Annotated in this window: 18 protein-coding genes; 13 read left to right on the top strand and 5 right to left on the bottom strand. The window is 70.0% G+C overall.

Annotated features, from left to right (window positions below):
* Nucleotides 1-16 precede the first annotated feature (16 nt).
* Nucleotides 17-1,453 carry an aldehyde dehydrogenase family protein gene (locus ACFRFH_RS08735; RefSeq protein WP_382462582.1) on the top strand — a complete coding sequence of 479 codons (1,437 nt, stop codon included), beginning with the start codon at nt 17-19 and terminating at the stop codon, nt 1,451-1,453.
* A 109-nt stretch (nt 1,454-1,562) separates the two neighbouring features.
* On the opposite strand, the gene ACFRFH_RS08730 is transcribed toward ACFRFH_RS08735, so the two are convergent.
* The gene (locus ACFRFH_RS08730) at nt 1,563-2,339 is read right to left on the bottom strand and encodes an SDR family NAD(P)-dependent oxidoreductase (protein ID WP_382462581.1); all 777 of its coding nucleotides are present in this window, start codon (nt 2,337-2,339) and stop codon (nt 1,563-1,565) included.
* A gap of 107 nt (nt 2,340-2,446) precedes the next feature.
* On the opposite strand from ACFRFH_RS08730, the gene ACFRFH_RS08725 reads away from it, so the two are divergent.
* The 5 genes from ACFRFH_RS08725 to ACFRFH_RS08705 are packed head-to-tail and all read left to right on the top strand — an operon-like array spanning nt 2,447 to nt 8,066.
* Nucleotides 2,447-3,478 carry a LacI family DNA-binding transcriptional regulator gene (locus tag ACFRFH_RS08725; RefSeq protein ID WP_382462580.1) on the top strand — a complete coding sequence of 344 codons (1,032 nt, stop codon included), beginning with the start codon at nt 2,447-2,449 and terminating at the stop codon, nt 3,476-3,478.
* Nucleotides 3,475-4,539 (top strand): aldose 1-epimerase family protein, encoded by a 1,065-nt coding sequence (locus ACFRFH_RS08720; RefSeq protein ID WP_382462579.1) that lies wholly within the window; start codon nt 3,475-3,477, stop codon nt 4,537-4,539. Before ACFRFH_RS08725 ends, ACFRFH_RS08720 begins: the two co-directional genes overlap by 4 nt.
* Nucleotides 4,536-6,122 (top strand): class I adenylate-forming enzyme family protein, encoded by a 1,587-nt coding sequence (locus ACFRFH_RS08715; RefSeq protein WP_382462578.1) that lies wholly within the window; start codon nt 4,536-4,538, stop codon nt 6,120-6,122. The genes ACFRFH_RS08720 and ACFRFH_RS08715 overlap by 4 nt, the downstream gene beginning before the upstream one ends.
* Nucleotides 6,109-7,284, top strand: coding sequence for a CaiB/BaiF CoA transferase family protein (locus tag ACFRFH_RS08710; RefSeq protein ID WP_382462577.1), 1,176 nt, complete (start codon nt 6,109-6,111; stop codon nt 7,282-7,284). The genes ACFRFH_RS08715 and ACFRFH_RS08710 overlap by 14 nt, the downstream gene beginning before the upstream one ends.
* Nucleotides 7,281-8,066 (top strand): enoyl-CoA hydratase/isomerase family protein, encoded by a 786-nt coding sequence (locus ACFRFH_RS08705; RefSeq protein WP_382462576.1) that lies wholly within the window; start codon nt 7,281-7,283, stop codon nt 8,064-8,066. Before ACFRFH_RS08710 ends, ACFRFH_RS08705 begins: the two co-directional genes overlap by 4 nt.
* A gap of 10 nt (nt 8,067-8,076) precedes the next feature.
* Here the strand turns inward: ACFRFH_RS08705 and ACFRFH_RS08700 are convergent, their stop codons facing one another.
* Complete coding sequence (locus tag ACFRFH_RS08700; RefSeq protein WP_382462575.1) at nt 8,077-9,096, bottom strand: LacI family DNA-binding transcriptional regulator; 1,020 nt, start codon at nt 9,094-9,096, stop codon at nt 8,077-8,079.
* Nucleotides 9,097-9,162: 66 nt separating this feature from the next.
* Entirely contained in the window at nt 9,163-10,269 is a 1,107-nt protein-coding gene (locus ACFRFH_RS08695) for an extracellular solute-binding protein (protein ID WP_382462574.1), read from the bottom strand.
* A 175-nt stretch (nt 10,270-10,444) separates the two neighbouring features.
* Here ACFRFH_RS08695 and ACFRFH_RS08690 point away from each other — a divergent pair, with 175 nt between their 5' ends.
* The gene (locus ACFRFH_RS08690) at nt 10,445-11,305 is read left to right on the top strand and encodes a sugar phosphate isomerase/epimerase family protein (protein ID WP_382462573.1); all 861 of its coding nucleotides are present in this window, start codon (nt 10,445-10,447) and stop codon (nt 11,303-11,305) included.
* 39 nt (nt 11,306-11,344) lie between these two features.
* Nucleotides 11,345-12,808 carry a hypothetical protein gene (locus ACFRFH_RS08685; RefSeq protein ID WP_382462572.1) on the top strand — a complete coding sequence of 488 codons (1,464 nt, stop codon included), beginning with the start codon at nt 11,345-11,347 and terminating at the stop codon, nt 12,806-12,808.
* Nucleotides 12,809-12,878: 70 nt separating this feature from the next.
* On the opposite strand, the gene ACFRFH_RS08680 is transcribed toward ACFRFH_RS08685, so the two are convergent.
* Nucleotides 12,879-14,042 (bottom strand): Gfo/Idh/MocA family protein, encoded by a 1,164-nt coding sequence (locus ACFRFH_RS08680; protein ID WP_382462571.1) that lies wholly within the window; start codon nt 14,040-14,042, stop codon nt 12,879-12,881.
* Nucleotides 14,043-14,200: 158 nt separating this feature from the next.
* On the opposite strand from ACFRFH_RS08680, the gene ACFRFH_RS08675 reads away from it, so the two are divergent.
* The 3 genes from ACFRFH_RS08675 to ACFRFH_RS08665 are packed head-to-tail and all read left to right on the top strand — an operon-like array spanning nt 14,201 to nt 17,365.
* Complete coding sequence (locus ACFRFH_RS08675; protein ID WP_382462570.1) at nt 14,201-15,553, top strand: ABC transporter substrate-binding protein; 1,353 nt, start codon at nt 14,201-14,203, stop codon at nt 15,551-15,553.
* Nucleotides 15,554-15,578: 25 nt separating this feature from the next.
* The gene (locus tag ACFRFH_RS08670; RefSeq protein ID WP_382462569.1) at nt 15,579-16,556 is read left to right on the top strand and encodes a carbohydrate ABC transporter permease; all 978 of its coding nucleotides are present in this window, start codon (nt 15,579-15,581) and stop codon (nt 16,554-16,556) included.
* Nucleotides 16,553-17,365, top strand: coding sequence for a carbohydrate ABC transporter permease (locus ACFRFH_RS08665; protein ID WP_382462568.1), 813 nt, complete (start codon nt 16,553-16,555; stop codon nt 17,363-17,365). Before ACFRFH_RS08670 ends, ACFRFH_RS08665 begins: the two co-directional genes overlap by 4 nt.
* Nucleotides 17,366-17,433: 68 nt before the next feature.
* On the opposite strand, the gene ACFRFH_RS08660 is transcribed toward ACFRFH_RS08665, so the two are convergent.
* On the bottom strand, nt 17,434-17,916 hold the full coding sequence (locus ACFRFH_RS08660) for a hypothetical protein (protein WP_382462567.1): 483 nt from the start codon (nt 17,914-17,916) through the stop codon (nt 17,434-17,436).
* A 178-nt stretch (nt 17,917-18,094) separates the two neighbouring features.
* On the opposite strand from ACFRFH_RS08660, the gene ACFRFH_RS08655 reads away from it, so the two are divergent.
* A complete protein-coding gene (locus ACFRFH_RS08655; RefSeq protein WP_382462747.1) occupies nt 18,095-18,490 on the top strand; it encodes a MauE/DoxX family redox-associated membrane protein in 396 nt (131 codons plus the stop codon).
* 48 nt (nt 18,491-18,538) lie between these two features.
* Nucleotides 18,539-18,859 (top strand): hypothetical protein, encoded by a 321-nt coding sequence (locus ACFRFH_RS08650; protein ID WP_382462566.1) that lies wholly within the window; start codon nt 18,539-18,541, stop codon nt 18,857-18,859.
* Nucleotides 18,860-18,950 lie beyond the last annotated feature (91 nt).

The following is an 18,950-nucleotide window of genomic DNA, read 5'->3' as shown; positions in this document are numbered from 1 at the left end:
TCGGAAGGACCATCAGATGTCATCGACAGCAACCGCCCAGCACCTCATCAACGGGGAGTTCGTCGGCGATGCGGTGCTGGAGCGCCGCAACCCGGCGCGACCCGGCGAGGTCGCCGTCGTGTCGGCATCCGGCACCCGCGCCGACGCCGAAACGGCCATCGCGGCGGCGGAGGCCGCCCAGCGCGAATGGGCCGCCGTTCCGGCTCCCGGCCGCGGCGCCGTCCTGATGCGCGCTGCGGACCTCCTCCGCGAGCGTGCCGGACAGGTCGCGGCCGATCTGGTCCGGGAGGAGGGGAAGACCCTCACGGAGGCCACCGGCGAGGTCGGTCGCGCCGTCGGCGTGCTGCAGTTCTTCGGCTCCCTCGGCTGGGCGGCCACGGGAACGACCTTCGAGAGCGCACTGCCGGGGACGACCATCTCGACCCGGCGCCAGCCGCTCGGCGTCGTCGGCCTCATCACCCCGTGGAACTTCCCCATCGCCATCCCGGCCTGGAAGACGGCTCCCGCCCTCCTCGCCGGCAACGCCGTCGTGCTCAAGCCCTCCGACCTCACGCCGATGTCCGCGAGCCACCTCGCCTCCGCGCTGCATGACGCCGGCCTCCCGGCCGGTGTCCTCAACGTGGTGCACGGCACCGGCAGCACCGTCGGCGAGGTGCTCACGCACGACGAGCGCATCGCGGCCCTCTCGTTCACGGGCTCGACCAGGGTCGGCCGCCAGATCGGCCGCGTCCTGAACGAGCGCGGCGCCCGCAGCCAGCTGGAGATGGGCGGCAAGAACGGGGTCCTCGTCGTGGACGACGCCGACCCGCGCCGCGCGGCCCAGGTCGTGGCCGCGGGCGGTTTCGGGCTCACCGGACAGGCCTGCACCGCCACCTCCCGCGTCTACGTGACCCCCGGAATCCGCGCGGCGTTCCTCGAAGAGCTCACCGCCATCGCAGCGAACTACACGCCCGGCGACGGCCTGGAGCTGAACACGGCCATGGGCGTGGTGGCGAGCGACGCGCAGCTGGAGCGGAACCTCGGAGCCGTCCGGCGGGCCGTCGACACCGGCGCGACGCTGCTGCACGGCCGTCCGGAGAGCGACGGGCTGTTCTTCGAACCGGTCGTCGCCGTCGACGTCGACCACGCCTCCCCCTTCGCCGCTGACGAGATCTTCGGGCCGATCATCGCGGTCATGGAGGTGCCGGACTACGAGGCGGGCCTCGCCGCGATCAACGACTCCCCGTACGGGCTGACGGCAGGAATCTGCACCACCAGCCTCGCGCACGCCTCGGACTTCGCCGACCGGTCACGCGCCGGCGTCATCAAGGTGAACCGCGCCACCGCCGGCCTCGACCTGCATGTCCCCTTCGGCGGGATCAAGGACTCGTCCTCCGGGACCTTCCGCGAGCAGGGCCACACCGCGACCCACTTCTACAGCTGGGAGAAGACGGTCTACCTCGGCACCGAGTGACCCCTTCCCCCCACCCTCCAACCAGCGAGACGTGAGTAGTTGCGGTAAAAGCGTGCCCCGAACCCGCAACTACTCACCTCTCGCGCGGGGGTCGAGCTCCGGGGGACGGCTAGGCGGACGGGCCGAGGATGGTCATTCCTCCGTCGACCGGGATGCACGCGCCGGTGACGAACGAGGCGTCGTCCGACAGCAGGAAGGCGATGACGGACGCCACCTCCTCCGGACGCCCGAACCGGCCGAGCGCGTGCTGCCGGCCCCACGCCGCGATCAACGCGTCGCGGTCCGGCGCGGTCTCGAAGATGCGCTCGTTCATCGGGGTGAGGATCGTGCCCGGGGCGACGGCGTTCACCCGGATGCCGTCCTTCGCATAGTCGACGGCCGCCTGCTGGGTGAGGGCGATGACGCCGCCCTTGCTCGCCGCGTATCCGGCCCACCCGGGGAAGCCCATGAGCGCCTGGCCGCTGGCCATGTTCACCACGCTTCCGCCGCCGGCAGCGATCAGGTGCGGCAGCGTTGCGCGCATCGCGAGCCACATGCTGCGCAGGTTCGTGTCGATCACGGTCTGCCACGCGTCGAGACCGAGCTCCGTGACGCTCCCCGGCACAGCGACACCGGCGTTGTTCACGAGGCCGTCGATCCGGCCGAAGGCTCGGAGGCACCGCTCGGGCATCGCCTCGACGTCCTCCGGTCGGGAGACGTCGACGGCGAGGGCCTCCGCCCGCCCACCCCGCTCCCGCACAGCGAGTGCGAGACCCTCGGCGGCCGACCCGTCGAGGTCCGTGATGAGAACCGCGGCGCCCTCGTCCACCAATCGCTCGGCCACGGCGCGCCCGATGCCCGCACCGGCTCCCGTGACGATGTACGCCCTCTCGTGCAGCCGCTTCATCGCATTCCCTTCGCCGTGCGGGTCACCCCGCGCTGTCGGCTATCCTAGCGGTAAAAGGATTTAACGCTCACTCGACCGGGCCTCGACCCGACTCAGGAATCGAACGCATGCGGGACTCAACGCCGACCATCTCCGATGTCGCACGCCTGGCCCAGGTGTCCCCCGGACTGGTCTCCCGGCTGTTGAACGGCGACACCAGCCTGCGCGTCCGCAGCGAGACCGAGGAGCGCGTCCGGGCCGCGGCGAAGGAGCTCGACTACTCGCCGAACGCCGTCGCGCGAGCCCTGCGGCGGGCGCGCTCCGGACTCATCGCCATCGGCGTCCACGACGCCGGCAATCCGATCTACAGCGCGATCACCGAGGGCGCGGAGGCCGCTGCGAGCGAAGCCGGCTACGCCCTGATGCTGGCCGACGTGGATGCCCTCGCCCATGACGACGCCGCGTTCCGCCGGGTGGTCGCAGGCGGGGCGATCGACGGACTCCTGCTGCAGCGCGCGGGCACCGAGTCCGACGCGCTCATCGCCAAGATCGCCTCCCGGACCGTGCCCACCGTCCTGCTCAACGACCGCACGCGCGGATCGATCGGCAGCATCGCGGTCGACGACTACGCTGCCGCGCATGTCGCGACGAGCCACCTGGCCGAGCTCGGGCACCGGCGGATCGCGCTCCTGCAGGTGGACGGCCCGAAGAGCCGCACCGACCGGCGACGACGCGGCTGGGAGGACGCCCTCGCCGCGGCCGGGCTCGTTCCCGACCCGGCCCTCATCGCGAACGGCGGGCACACCCCGGAGGACGGCGCGAACGGGATGCGCACCCTGCTGGCGAAGGGCGGTTTCACCGCCGTCTTCGTCGCCAACATCCTGTCCGCGATCGGCGCCGTCTCCCGCGCGCGAGACTCCGGCCGGACGGTTCCAGACGACCTCTCCGTGGTCGCGATGCACGACTTCGGGCTCGCCGCCTACCTGAGCCCGACACTCACGACGGTGCGGCTGCCGCTCCGGGAGATGGGCGCCCGCGCGGTCGGCATGCTCCTCGAGCAGCTCGACGGCGGCGCAGCCACACACGAGGTCGTCTCCTCCCCCGCCCCGCTGCTCGTCGTCCGCGACTCCACCCGCCCCGTATCGGGGAGCCCGCGATGACACGCCCCGACCCCACCGAACTGCGTCGCTTCGTCGGCTCGCCCCGCCAGCTCGGCCGGGCGGACCTGTTCGAGCTCCTCGACGGCCCCGGGCGAGGCTCCCGGGTCGCGCGGCTCACGGCGGCGAACGGCTTCGACGTGGAGGTGCTTCCCGATCGCGGGATGGATCTCGGCATGGTCTCCTGGCGCGGGGTCCCGCTCGCCTGGAGCTCCCCGACCGGCCTCATCTCCGCAGAGCGCCTCGGTGCCTCCGAGGACGCCTGGGACCGCGGCTTCGGAGGCGGACTCGTCACCACCTGCGGCCTCGACCAGTTCGGGAGGCCGGCCCGATCCGAGGCCGGCGCGTACCTCCCGATGCACGGCCGCGCTCACACTCTCGCCGCCTCCGACGTGCGCACCTGGGCCGATCCGCTCGGCGACCAGGGCAGCATCGGGTTCTCCGGCACGACCCGGCAGGTGACGGCGCTCGGCGAATGCCTGCGACTGGACCGGGTGATCACGCTGTCCTCGGACGGGGCGACGCTGACGCTGCGCGACCGGGTGACGAACGAGGCGCCGGAGGCCTGGCCGCAGCTCATCCTCTACCATGTGAACCTCGGCTGGCCCCTGCTCGACGCCGACGCGAGCCTCGACCTCCACGTCGCCGCGGAGGCGGGTGAAAGACGGCTCCGTCCGCCGATCCCGCGCGACGAGGCGGCCGCCGCCGGCGCGGACACCTGGGCGAGGATGCCCGCTCCCCAGGACGCCTATCCGGAGCAGGTGTTCCGCCACCCGATCGACGGCCCGGCGACGGTCACGGCACGCCTGGTCAGCCCGAACACCGGTCTGGCGTTCTCGCTCCGCTTCGAGAGTGCCCAGCTCCCCGTCCTCTACCAGTGGAAGCAGGCCGCGGCGGGCCGCTACGCCCTCGGGATCGAGCCGGCCAACGCGATCGCCCTCGACGGGCAGGCCGAAGCGCGCGCCAACGGCACCCTGCCGGTCCTCGCGCCGGGCGAGTCGCGCGAGTACGTCCTGACCTTCGAGCTGACGCAGCTCGCCTCCGAACCCGGAGCGGGCTCGTGACGACGGTCGCCGAACAGTTCGCGAACGCCCGGCAGGCGTTCGCCGACGAGCCGTGCCTGCTGACCCCGGAGGGCTGGCTCACGTTCGAGCAGGCGGGCACAGCGGCAGACGGCGCCAGGGGCGTCCTGGCGGAGTCCGGATGCGGTGCCGGCGACCGGGTCGTCCTGGCGCTGCAAAACTCGGCGGTGCTCCGCATCCTCGAACAGGGCGTCCTCGAGGGCGGTCTCGTCCGGGTCGCCGTCTCCCCGCGCTTGCACGCCAGGGAGATCGCCGCGATCGCGGACGATGCCGGGGCGCGCGTCGTGTGCTGCGATCCCGACGCGGTCGACGCACTCCGGACAGCCGTCGACGAGCGAGGGATCGACGTCGCCGTGCTCTCCTGCGCCGACACGGCCGCGCCCCTCACCCCTGGCACGCTCCAGGCGGCCGCCGTCTCCGCTCCGCCGGCGGCGTCGCCGGCGCCGGACGACCTCGCGATGCTGCTTTACAGCTCGGGGACCACCGGCCGCCCGAAGGGCGCGACGGTGAGCCATCGCTCCTGGCTCGAGCAGTGGGAGCGGGCCATGCGCCAGCTCCCGCCCGTCGGCCCCGGCGACATCGTCCTCGCCGTGGCGCCGATGACCCACTTCGCCGGCTCGATCGGACTCGACTGCGCCGCCGCAGGAGCCGCGACGATTCCGCTGGTTTACGCCGGTCCGGCAGAACTGCTGGCCGCTCTCGATCGGCACGGCCCCACGATCCTGCCGCTCGCGCCCGTCATGCTCGCTGAACTCGCCGTCACCGCCGGGCCGGAGCACGAGGCGGCCCTGTCGCGCCTCCGGACGGTCCCCTACGGCGGCTCGTCCATCGCGACAGCCCACCTGGTCGCCGCGACGCGCCTCCTGCCCGGCCGGCTGGTGCAGTTCTACGGACTGGCCGAGGCGCTGGCTCCGCTCGCGGTGCTGAGTCCGGCGGACCACGACGAGGCGGTGCGGCTGCTCGCCGGGGACGCACGGGAGCAGCAGCGCGCCGCGGACGTGCTGTCCTCCGCGGGCCGCTGGGTGGACGGCGTGCAGGCACGGACGGATGGCGACGAACTCGTCGTCGCGGGCGACGTGGTGACGTCCGGGTACTGGCGGCGGGACGAACTCAACCGAAGGGTCTTCGCGGACGGGTGGTTCAGAACGGGCGACCTGGTCCGCTTCGACGACGACCGGCTCACCGTCCTCAGCCGGGCGGACGACGTCGTCGTCTCCGGCGGGTTCAACATCTACCCGGGCGAGGTGGAGCGCGTGCTCGCGGCGGAGCCCGGCCTCCGGGACGTCGCCGTCGTCGGCCTCCCCCATCCGCGCTGGGGTCACGGGATCGTGGCGGCAGTCGTCCTCGACGATGCGCACGACGAGCGCTACGCGGGCGACGACGGCCGGGCACGGCTGCTCGCCGCTCTCGTCGCCCGCACGCGCACGAGCCTGGCCGGCTACAAGAAGCCCCTCGATGTCCGCATCCTCCCCGACCTCCCGCGCAACGCCGCGGGGAAACTCGACCGCAACCGACTGCGCGAGCGGCTCTCCGCTCCGGAAAGCGACCACCATGCAAGCACTTGACTCCATCCGCGTCCTGGATTTCACCCAGATGATGCTCGGCCCGTTCGGGACCCAGATCCTCGCGGACCTGGGCGCCGACGTGATCAAGGTCGAGCGCCCGGACGGTGAATGGGAGCGCAGCCTCGCGATGATGGGAGGCTACGTCGCCGGTGAGTCCGCGGCCTTCCTCGCGATGAACCGCAACAAGCGTTCGCTGGCGCTCGACCTCAAGGACGCCCGCGCGCGTGAGGCCCTCCTCGCTCTCGGCGCCACCTGCGATGTGGTGGTGGAGAACTTCCGCCCGGGAGTCATGGACCGCCTCGGACTGGGCTACGAGGACTTCAAACGGGTGCGGCCCGACATCATCTTCTGCTCCGGTTCGGGCTGGGGCCAGGACACCCCGTTCTCCCGGGCGGGACGGCCGGGCCAGGACCTGCTGATCCAGGCGATGTCGGGGCTCGCGGCGGCGACCGGACGCGCAGGCGACCCGCCGACGCCCGCCGGCACGGCGATCGTCGACCACGCCACGGCCCTCACGCTGTCGACCGGGGTGCTCGCCGCACTGGTCGCGCGCACCGCGCACGGTGTCGGCCAGCGCGTCGAGATCGACCTCTACTCGACCGCCATCGCGATGCAGTGCCAGGAGATCTCGACATCCGTGAACCAGCGGATGGACTACGAACGATCCCGCTCCGGCATCGGTCAGGCGTGGCTGTCGGCCCCGTTCGGGATCTACGCGGCGTCCGACGGCTGGATCGCGATCGCGATGGCGTCCCTGGACGTCATCGGCGACGTGATCGGGGACGACTCCCTCACGCGTTTCGACGCATGGACGCAGCGCGACGAGGCGAAGGACGCCATCCAGGAGGTGCTGCACGGGGACACCGCGGACGCCTGGGTCGCGCGACTGCTCGACGCCGGAGTGTGGGCGGCGCGGGTGCGCTCCACCCGCGAGGCGGTCGACGAGCTCCGCGAACTCGGCTCGGACCTGCTGGTCACGGTCGACGGACCGGACGGGGAGCCGATCGAGCTCGTCGGCTGCCCGATCCGGCTCAGCGAGACGCCGTGGAGGCAGCGGCTCGCGCCGCCCCGCATCGGCGAGCACAGCGCCGAGATCCTCGCCACCGTGCTCGACGCGGATGCGGTGAGTGCGCTCGTGGCCGATGCGGTGGTGGCCGGATGACCGAGCGACGCGTGCACGAGAACCTCGTCGTGTCCGACCTCGAGGGGGTCCGGACGGTCCGCATCGACCGGACGGACAAGCTGGGCGCGTTGTCGTCCTCCCTCGTCACGGCGCTCGGGGAGCAGTTCGCGGACGCGGACCGTTCCGCCCGCGCGCTCGTCCTCACCGGGACGGGGCGGTCGTTCGTCGCCGGCGCCGACATCGGCGAGTACGCCGACGCCGACCCCGCCGCGTTCAGCAGCTATCAGCGACGGTCCAGAGCGGTGTTCGACGCGCTGGACGGCCTCGGCATCCCCACCATCGCAGCGGTGAACGGCTTCGCCTTCGGCGGCGGGTTCGAGCTGGCGCTGTGCTGCGACATCCTGCTCGCCGCCGAATCGGCGCGGTTCGCCCTCCCCGAAGTGCGCCTCGGCCTGATCCCGGGCGGTGGCGGCACCCAGCGGCTCACCCGCGCGGTCGGGCCGCGGGTCGCGGCCGACCTCATCATGACCGGACGCCAGATCTCTGCGGAGGAGGCCTGGCATCGCGGCCTGGCCTCCGAGGTCGTCCCGGACGACGAGCTGGCGGCCCGCGCTCGCACCCGCGCCGAGCGCCTCGCCGGCAACGCCCCCGTGGCGCTCCGCGAGATCAAGCGCCTCGTGCGGCTCGCGGCGGAGACCCCGCTGGCCGCCGGCCTTTCGGCGGAGCAGGACGCCCTGGACACCGTCTTCACCACCGAGGACGCACGCGAAGGGATCTCCGCCTTCGTCGGGAAACGACCGCCGCAGTTCCTGGGCCGCTAGGGCGGTCTCGTCACGGAGCGTCGAGCCGGGGGGAGCTCGTCGACGCCCGCTGGAGGAGAATCGGCGCCGGCGAGTCCACCATCGTGTTCACCATCTCCCCGCCGGCCAGGAGTCGCTGCAGCACCGCGACCCCCTCGATCGCGAGCTTCTCGAGCGGCATCGCCACGACGGTCAGCGCCGGGTCGAGCTGGTCGGCGAAGGCGACATCGTGGAAGGCGACGATGGAGATGTCGTGCGGCACCCGCAGATTGCTCACGCGCGCGGCCGCGAGCGCGCCGATGGCGGCGATCACGTTCGCGACGACGAGCCCGGTCGGCCGCTCCTCCTGCGCGAAGAGGTCCAGCGCCGCCCTCCTGCCCGACTCGATCGTGTGCCCGCCGTCGAGGACCCAGGAGTCGCGGGTGTCGATCCTGGCGCGCTTCATCGCGCTCGACCAGCCCTGGAAACGGGAGGACGCCCGCTCCGAATCGCCGTCGATGTGCAGCAGGCCGATGTCCCGGTGACCGAGGCCGATCAGGTGCTCGGTCGCGAGCGCCATCCCGTGGGCGTCGTCCAGGGTGACACTGCTCACGAACGTGGAGGTGTCGTTGAGGATCGCCGTCGGGAGGACCCCGGCGAGCGACTGGGCGAGCTGACGGTCCTCCGGCACGCCGTCCGGCAGCAGGAGCAGCCCGTCGATCAGGCCGCTCCTGGCGAGCTTGTTGAACGCCGTCGGGTCCTCGGTGAGCTCCGGCGCGTTCGCGAGCACGAGGGCGAATCCCGCCTCGGACGCGGCGAGCTGGGCTCCGCGGATGAGGGGGGCGAAGATGGGGTTCCCCACGTCGTGCAACGCCAGCCCGATCGCGCCGACGCGCGCCTGGCGAAGCGATCGTGCGGCGTGGTTCGGGGTGTAGTTCAGCGAACGGGCCGCTGCGAGGATGCGCTCGCGCGTCTCGGGACGGACGACCACCGTCGGGTCCTCGTTGAGGACTCGGGACACGGTCCCGACCGTGACGCTCGCCGCGCGCGCGACATCTGCGATCCCTGTCATCAGATCAGAGTATTACTGAGAGGACCGAAAGGCTGCGACTGCGGAATCACGCGGGCGGCCGTGGCGTCACTCTGCATGGACCGTCCTCCGCCAGAGCTGGTTGAGCGCGACCACCAGCGCTTCCGTGTCGCCGCCGCCTTTCAGCACGGTGTGCATGAGCTCGCTCGCGAGCGACTGGAACAGCGGGTACCCACGGAACCGGGGGCGCAGAAACGACGCCGACAGCGTGGGCAGTGTGCGTTCGAAGAACCCGTTCGACGAAGTGTTCAGCGCGGCGTCCTGCCAGGCGGACAGCCGGGCGGGCTGGCCTCCTGCGGCCGCGAAGGTGCCGGACTGGATCTCGCGACGCGTGACGAACCGCAGGAACGACGCGGCCGATTCGAGTTTCTCCGAGCCGGCGGACACCGCGAGCCCGACTCCACCGGTGAGCGTCCCGGCGCTGCGGTCGGGTGTGGCGGACGGGGCCGGAGCGAAGGTCACAGCGGCGTTGTCACGCGAATACGTCACGTACTGGAAGACGAGCGGAACATAGGCGATCTCGCCGCCCGGCTCCGCCAGCCGATCGAGCGCGGCGATCGGATCGGTGTCCCAGGAGTCGTCGCGGCACAGCGCGAGCAGGCGTGTCAGCTGCTGGATGGCCGCGTGGGACACCGCGGGATCGAGCCCCGCCGCGCTCCACCACGTCGGCTGGAACGGCGATGGCCGGGTCCCGTCTCCTGCGACGGACTCGCACAGCGACAGGAAGGTCCCGTAGAGGTGGGTCGGGTTCGCCGCGATCAGCACCCGCTCCGGTCCGAGCTCCGCGGCGGCGGCGAAGGCGTCCTCCCACGTCCGTACCGCGCCGAGCTCGGGAACCCGGTCTTCGCGGAAGGCGCTGACCATGCACGCCGCGTCGACCCCGACGGCCCAGTGCCTGCCGTCCATCCGGTAGCTGGCCTGGGTCGGGCCGGGTGAGTCCGTCGCGAGGTCATCCAAGAGCTCAGGCCCCAGGAGCTCGTCCAGCGGCGTCAGCGTCGCCTCGTGGATCGCGTCCCCGATGAACGGGTGGTCCAGGGCGATCAGGTCGTAGCCCGCTGCGCGCTCGCGCAGCGGCCGGTCCTCGAACGCGGAGAGCGGTTGGGTGTCCCACTGGACCCCGGCTCCGTAGCCCTTCTGCACGTACTCGGCGCTCACTGCGACCAGTGGATCGAGCCCTCGCGGGTGATTCCAGGTGAGGCCGAGGAGTTGCTCCATTGGTGCTCCGTTCACAGGCGTGGGCGAGGTCTGGACATAGCTTCTCATAAAAACGTTTTTCTTATCAGCCATCCTGGTCTAGCGTTGGTTCACACACGAGATCGGAGATTCGGGAATGACGGTGGACGGCACGGACAACAGCACGCTGGAGTGGCGACTCTCCGGTTTCGGCGACGAGATCGCGGAGGACCCGGTCGTGCAGCTCTCGGTCCTCCAGGCACTGGGCGCACGCCACCTGGAGTTCCGGAGCGCGTGGGGCACGAACGTGATCGACCTCACCGACGACGAGGTCGAGCGCCTGAAGCGGATCTACGCCGAGCACGGCATGGGGGTCTCGGCGATCGGGTCGCCGATCGGCAAGATCGACCTGGCGGTGCCGGTCGAGCACGAGGTCGAGCGCCTGAAGCGGATCTTCCGGGTGGCCGGCGAGTTCGGCACGCCCTATGTGCGGGTCTTCTCGTTTTTCCGGCCGGCCGGCGTGGACGAGTCGACAACGCGCGACGAGGTGCTGAGGCGGATGCGCGCTCTCGCGGTCGCCGCCGAGCAGGCCGGCGTCATCCTGCTCCACGAGAACGAGAAGGGCCTGTTCGGGGACACCCCGGCCCGCTGCCTCGACATCGTGGAGTCGGTGGGCTCGGCCAGCCTGAAGGTGGCGTGGGACAGCGCGAACTTCGTGCAGGCCGGTGTGGCACGCCCCTTCGACGAGGGCTACGCGCTCCTGCGGCCCTACTTCGAATACCTCCAGGTGAAGGACGCGCGAGCCGTCGACATGGCCGAGACCCCCGCCGGCGAGGGCGATGGGCAGCTCCGCGAGACGCTGGCGGCCCTGCGCGACGACGGCTACTCCGGCTTCGCCTCGCTGGAACCGCACCTGGCCGAGGTGCACAACGAGGGCGGCAACGGGGCCGCCGAGTTCGGTCGCGCCGCGCGCGCCCTCCGGGGTCTCACCGATTCGCTCGGCGTCTCCCTTGTGTGAGGCGGCGACGCCGGCATCCCCGAGCGCGGAGGGGTCCGCATGGCAGCGCTGATCTCGGTGCGGCGAGTGGAGGTCTTCGTCACGACGCTGCGCAACCGCATGCCGTTCCGCTACGGGATCGCCGAGATGACGGTGCTCCCGCACGCCTTCGTGCGGATCGAAGCCGTCATCGACGGCCGTTCGGTGGAAGGGATCGCGGCCGACAACCTGCCTCCCAAGTGGTTCACCAAAGACCCCGCGTCGAGCATCGAGGCGGACCTCCGCGAGTTCAAGACGGTGCTGGAGGCCGCGGTCTCCGCCGCAGAGGACGCGCCGGCCGGCACGGCGTTCGACACCTGGTACCACGTCCACCACGAGCTGACGCGGTGGGGTGCCGAGCGGGCGTTGGCGCCGTTGCTGACCTCGTTCGCGGCGTCGCTCGTCGAGCGCGCCCTCATCGACGCCGCCTGCCGGGCCGCGTCCGTTCCCTTCCACTCGGCCATCCGCTCCGGCGTCCTCGGTTTCGACGTGGCGCAGATTCATCCCGGCCTGACCGGGTCGACGGCCGGGTCGCTCCTGCCGGCTGCTAGGCGTTCGCTGCGCGTGCGCCACACCGTCGGCTTCGGCGATCCGCTGACGGACGCGGACATCCCGGAGGCGGAACGGCTCGACGACGGTCTCCCGCAGTCCTTGGAAGCCAACCTCCGTGGGTACGGGATCACGTATCTCAAGATCAAGGTCGCCGGGAACGTCGCAGCGGATGCGGAGCGGCTGAGCCGCATCCACGAGCTCACGTCGACGGCCGTCCGGGAGGGCGACGTGCGATTCACGCTGGACGGGAACGAGCACTTCACCGACGTCCCGCAGTTCCGCGAGTACTGGGGCGAGCTCACGTCGGCGCCCGCTCTGGCGGGGTTCTTCCGGCAGCTCCTCTTCCTGGAGCAGCCCCTGCACCGTTCCGTCGCGCTGTCGGGGACCACCGCGGCCGACCTCGCGGCGTGGGAGGGACGTCCGGAGATGATCATCGACGAGTCGGACTCCGCGCTCGACTCGGTGTCGTCGGGGCTCTCGTCGGGCTACATCGGAGCGAGCCACAAGAACTGCAAGGGGGTCTTCAAAGGCGTCGCCAACGCGATGCTGCTGGAGAGCCGACGCCGGGCCGGCCATCGCGCCGTCCAGTCCGCCGAAGACCTCACGAACATCGGTCCCGTCGCGCTCCTGCACGACCTGGCCGTGGTCTCGTCGCTGGGCATGAGCCACGTCGAACGCAACGGGCACCAGTACTTCCGCGGGCTGAGCGGCTTCCCGGACGACCTGCAGGGTGCGGTCCAGACCGCCCACGGCGACCTCTACGCGGAGCACCCGGGAGGCTTCCCGACGCTGCGCATCCGCGACGGCAGCATCCGGCTGGACACCGTGGTCGACGCGCCGTTCGGCGTGGGGATCGAACCGGACGCCCTCCGCGTCGACCGGTTCACGCCGCTCGCGGACTGGGCCGTCCCGGAAGCGGTTCCGTCGCTGTAGCGGGCCGGCGGCGACGCAGAAGGCGGGCAGGGAATCCCTGCCCGCCTTCTGCGTTCGCGCTGTGGACCCGCTACGAACCCGTCGCCACCACGACGTCGTTGAACTTGCCCGAGACGACCTCGTCGAAATCGACAGGGACGCCGAGAGTGGCCGAGAGATACACGGCGCGCACCGCCGCCAGGGCGAGGACGGCGTCGGACACCCGCACGACCGGCTGGGTGCCGTTCTCGATGGCGCTCAGCACGTCGCGGTACTGGCGGAGGTGCCCCAGCGACGCCGAGTGGGTCGACACGGTCAGCGGTGCGCCGAGCTGCTGCAGCTCCTCGTCGGCCTGGTTGCCCTCCAGCGTCGGGTTGAAGCCCCAGCCGAAGCCCATCTGGCCGATGTCGTCGCCCTCGCCTGCGGCGTGGAAGTACTCCAGCTCGTCGGCGAAGATCCGGGCGGACCCGGTCGTCCCCATGACATGGAGGCCGTTGGGCAGGGCCGGGTACGCGGCCGTCGTCGCATGGAGCACCGCGAGCGCTCCCGACTCGAAGGCGATCGTCGCCACCGCGGTGTCCTCGACCTCGACACGATCGTGGGCCAGCAGCCCGGTGCGGGCGTAGATCTCGACCGGGCGGCCCAGGAACGAGAGCAGGAGGTCCATCGTGTGGACTCCCTGGTTCATCAGCGCGCCGCCGCCGTCCATCGCCCAGGTGCCGCGCCAGTCACCCGAGTCGTAGTAGCCCTGGGAGCGCCACCACGGCAGGGTCGCGACGGCGGAGGTGAGTCGGCCGAACCGGTCCGCCTTCAGCGCCTTGGTGATGACGACGCTGGCGGGATCGAACCGGCGCTGGCTGATCACGGACGAGATCACTCCCCGCTCGGCGGCCGCCAGGGCCGCCTTCTCGATCTCCTGCGCACGGGTGAGGTCGACGTCGAGCGGCTTCTCGACGATGAGGTGCTTGCCTGCCGCGAGCACGGCCAGGCTCTGCTCGATGTGCAGCCCGCTCGGCGTCGCGACGACGACCAGGTCGACCGCGGGGTCGGCGAGCGCCTCGGACAGCTCCTGATAGGTCGCCGGCCGGCGGTGTCCCCCCTGCTCCAGGGTGTCGGCGAGCGCGTCGGCGGACGCGGGCACCGGGTCGACGAGCGCGACGACGCGCAGTTCCTCGCACTCGAGTGCGGTGTTCGCGTGCGTGCGACCAATGTTGCCGCAGCCGACGACGGCTACGCCCAGCGGTTCATTCCTCACTGGTTCCTCCTTGTTCCCATGTCGTTGTGGACATCATTTCACAAAAACGTTTTTTCTGATACGGTGACACTCGGTCGCCTCCTCCCCGCCCTCTGCGGGGGCACCGATCTACCCAGGACCGGCCGTCCCGAATCTGTCAGATAACGAAGGAGTTATTCGTGAAGAGAGCCGTTGTCGGCACTGCCGGCGCGATCGCACTGATGCTGGCCCTGGCCGGCTGCACCCCCGGGTCCGACGCCGCGAGCGGGTCCGCCGCCTCCGGCAAGGTCGTCACCGACCCCGGGCAGATCGGGAAGGCGACGGTCAAGGTGTTGAACACCTACTCCGACAACACCTCCCCGATCGACCGCTGGTACACCCAGATCGTCAAGACGTTCGAGAAGAAGTACCCGAACGTCACCATCAAGACCGAATCGGTAGCCGACCCGTCGTCGACGCTGAAGCTCCGGCTGGCCGACGCCGCGACACCGGACATCGTGCCGGCCAACAACGGCTGGAACGGCATCGGGGACTTCTCCTCCGAGAACCTGATCGCGAACCTCGACGGGTACGCGAAGGCCTACGGCTGGGACAAGACCATCCCCGCCTCCCTGTACAAGCACGGACTCGTGACCACCGACGGGAAGAACATCGGCGAGGGGAGCGCGTTCGGCGTTCCGATCAACCAGGGCGGACTCATCACGGTCTTCTACGACCGTGCGCTGATGAAGAAGCTGGGCGTGTCCGTCCCGACCACGATGTCCGATTTCGAAGCGGACGCCGCTAAGGCGAAGGCCGCGGGGATCACGCCGATCCAGCTCGGCGTCCAGGACGGCTGGAGCGCCCTCCCGATGCTGAACGCGCTGCAGGCGTCGCTCGCCAAGGGCAACGGAGTCGCCGACTTCGTGTTCTCGAAGGGCAGCGGCAACGCGGAGAACACCGCGCTGACCGAGGCCTCACAGAAGTACGTCGACTGGATGAAGGCGGGCTACTACCCGAAGAACTTCGTCGGCACCGCCTCCGGCGACGCGAGCCAGAGCTTCGTCAACGGGAACGGACTGTTCTACTTCTGGTACTCCGGCTTCCTGCCCTTCACCGACCAGGCGCAGGAGGACAAGTTCGGCATGTTCACGATGCCCCGCGGCGACTCGGCCCCGGTGACCTCCGTCGCCTCGACGTCGCAGAACTTCTCGATCGCCGAGAAGTCGAAGGTGAAGGACGCGGCCGCCCTGTTCCTCAACTTCATGGCGTCCAAGGACGCGGGTCAGATCGCCATCGACAACGGGCTCATCCCCGCCTACGGCAACTACTCCGCGAACACCAGCTCACCCATGATGAACGACGGGCTCAAGGTGCTCAGCCAGGTGACCAAGTCCAACGGGTACGTGCCGTACTTCAACTGGACCACCCCGCAGATGTCCGGCGTGATGACCAAGAACGTCGCGCTCCTGCTGAACGGTTCGCTGCCTCCGGCGGGCGTCACGTCCGCAGCGCAGGCGGAGTACAACACCTTCCGGGCGACCAAGAAGTAACGAGGCGGCCGACGTGTCCTTGAGGATGATTCCGACCGAAGAGGTCGCCCCGGCGCCCTCGGCCGCACCAACGAAGGAGGTCGCACCGGCTCGGGCCGGTGCGGCCCCCTCCCGCCGCCCAGGCAACCGGTGGCGACTCGTCAAGCGCGGGATCATCGCGTGGCTCTACATCATCCCGGCCCTCGGGTTCTACGCGTACGTCGTGCTGTCGCCCACGCTGCAGAGCGTGTGGTTCTCGCTCTTCAACTGGGACGGCGTCTCCCGCGCCACGTTCGTCGGGGCCACCAACTACCTCAGCTTCCTGACCGACCCGGACATCGGCGAGGCGCTCTCCCACACCGGCGTGCTGGTGGTCTTCTTCTCGCTCCTGCCCATCGTCCTCGGGTTGATCTCGGCGGCGCTGGTCTCGCGTTCCAGCGTCAGAGGCTCCGGCTTCTTCCGGTCGGTGATCTTCATCCCGCAGGTGCTGACGTCCGTGGTGATCGTCGTGATCTGGCGGCAGCTCTTCTCGACCGGCGGCATCATCAACGACGCCCTGACCGCGGTCGGGCTCGGCACCTGGGTGCAGCCCTGGCTCGGGAGCTTCCAGTGGACACTTCCCGTGCTCGGGCTCGCCGGCACCTGGACCGCGATGGGCATGTGCATGCTGATGTTCGTCGCCGGGACGGGCAACATCCCCGGTGAGCTCTACGACGCCGCGCGCGTGGACGGCGCCGGCCCGGTGCGCGAGTTCTTCTCGGTGACGCTCCCCGGCCTCATCCCCCAGCTCGCCGTGGTGCTGACGCTGACCCTGATCGGCGCGCTGCGCGTCTTCGACCTCGTCTGGCTGACCACCAAGGGCGGACCGGGTTCGTCGAGCCTCACCCCGGCCGTGCTGCTCTACAACCAGGCGTTCGTCTACGGGAACGTCGGAGCCGCCTCCGCCATCGGCGTGACGCTCGCGGTCGCCTCACTTCTCATCTCGCTCATCATCGTGAAGATCACCGATCGGAAATCCCTATGATCAGTCGCGCCGAACGCACGCTCAACTACTTCGTCCTCATCGTGTTCGCGGCGGTCGTCCTCATTCCGCTGGTGCTCCTGCTCGGCGCGTCACTCAGCCCGAACCAGAGCGGCGGCATCGACCTCGGCCAGCTCCGGTTCTCGAACTTCCTCCGGGCGTGGCAGGGAGCGGACTTCGCCGATCACCTCCTGAACAGCACGCTGGTCAGCGGCACCACTGTGCTGCTCACACTCGTCCTCGCCCCGCTGGCCGCCTACGGCCTCGGCATCCTGCTCGCACCCGGGCACAAGTGGGTGTTCACGGTGTTCCTCGCGGGAATCATGATCCCCCTCGAGGGCATCATCGTGCCGCTCTACCTCGCGATGAAGGCCACCCCGTTCGCCAGCACCCTGACGGCGCTGATCATCGCGCAGACCGGTCTCAGCATGAGCTTCGGGGTCTTCTGGATGAGAGCGTCGTTCCGCGCGATCCCGCCGGCGATCCTCGAGGCCGCGCGGATCGACGGTGCGAGCGACTTCCAGACCCTGCGGAAGATCGTGCTGCCGATCACCGTTCCGGCGATCATCACGCTGGGCATCCTGACCTTCATGTGGGTCTGGAACGACTACTTCCTCGCGTTCGTGCTCGTGAACAACCCGGACCAACTCCCGGTCACGGTCGCCCTCGGGCAGTTCGCGACCCGGTACACGCAGCAGGTCAACCTGATGTCTGCTGGGGCGATCCTGGTCGCGCTGCCGATCCTCATCCTCTATGTGATCTTCCAGCGCAAGTTCATCGACGGGGTGCTCTCGGGGGCGCTCAAGGGGTGAGCGCCCTGTTCAGGGTGCAGTCGAAGAGCCCGGCCGACGGCCGGGCTCTCTGAAGCATTTCCTGCAGGTCAGCGACAGCTGATCGTGGCGTTGTTGACCGTCATGACCAGGTTCGCGTTGAACGTGACTTGAAGTGCCGCGTGGATGCTGATCGACTTCGTCGGATCAGCCGTGCTGGTTCCATGGAAATCGAACGTCGCGTGATTCACGTTGTTCTTGTTGTTGGACTCGTCGCCGAACCACGTCGCCATGTGACCTGTCCAGAGGCCGGTCACGCCGCCCCACGTCGTCTGCAGGGTCACGGTTCCCTCCTGGGTACCGGTCACCCACGAGTCTCCCGCGTTGTTGACAGTGATGTGGAACACCGAATTGCCCGTGCCCGCGTAGGCGGTGTCGCCGGGACCGTCGCAGGTCACGGGGATGTCCCCGCTGATCTGAGTGGAATGGACGGTTTGGGTTGTCGTCGCCGACGCCGGCGTGGCTCCAACGAAAATCGCGGCCACGCAAAGCAGGCCGGCGGCCGCGACAGAACTCCATAATCTTTTGGACATGATCGATCCCTGTCTCTCTTCTCTTCTTTTGGAAGAGGGATCACATGGGCCGACCATCTGTTGCGACGGGTCCAAGAGACCGCGGTCCCTCATATTGGCCTTCCCCCGGCTGGCCGCGAATTTACTCCTCGGGAGGAATGAGCGGCAACCATTCCAACGTCGGCCGTTGTGGGCCACGATGGCAGGCATGTCTCATCTTCGAACTCTCGTTCGCGTGCTTCTCGGTTCGGCCTTGGTCTTCGCCGGACTGAGCCATCTCACCTTCGCGCGTCGGGAGTTCTCTGCGCTGGTTCCGGAGTTCGTCCCGATCGACGACGACACCACGGTCGTGCTGTCCGGCGCTGCCGAGATCGCGTTGGGGACGGCGCTGGTGGCCTCGCCCTGGCGAAGGACGATGGGCTGGGTCGCCGCGGCGTTCTTCACGGCGGTCTTTCCCGGCAACCTCTCGCAGTGGCGACATCGCCGGGATGCATTCGGGCTCGACACGGATCGTAAGCGGCTCGTCCGACTCGCCTTCCAGCCCCTCCTGATCGCGGCGGCGCTGTGGTCGACGTGGAGGCGCCCGGCCCGCTGATCGGCTGCGGTCGCGATGGCTGTCGGTGGTGCGCGCGATCATCGGAGCGTGAATCCACACGAACGGTTCGCCGACCTCGTCGCGCTCTATGTCGCCGTTCCCGAGGTGACCGTCCCACAGGGCGGCGGCGGGTTCGGCTCCGCCAGCCTCCGCCGAAACGGGAGGATCTTCGCCTTCCTCTCGAACGATCGGCTCATTGTGAAGCTCCCCGCCGACCGGGTACGGGAGCTGGTGCGCGAGGGTCTCGGAGATCACTACGACGGACGCCGGGGACGGCCGATGCGCGAGTGGTTGTCCGTGGACGCGTCGTCCGACCTCGAGTGGACCGACGTGGCAGGCGAGGCGTTCGAGTTCGTGGGCCCTCGGTGAAGGACAGCTCCAACGCCGCCCGCACTCCGCAGATGAGTCCAGCAATTCAGGATTGGCCCGCGACCTAAGGAGCGCCGTGGCAATAGAACGG

Source organism: Leifsonia sp. NPDC056824 (assembly GCF_042789575.1).
In the GTDB taxonomy this organism is placed as follows: domain Bacteria; phylum Actinomycetota; class Actinomycetes; order Actinomycetales; family Microbacteriaceae; genus Leifsonia.
The sequence above is the reverse complement of the archived record's forward strand: the minus strand, read 5'-3'. Positions and strand labels throughout refer to the sequence as shown.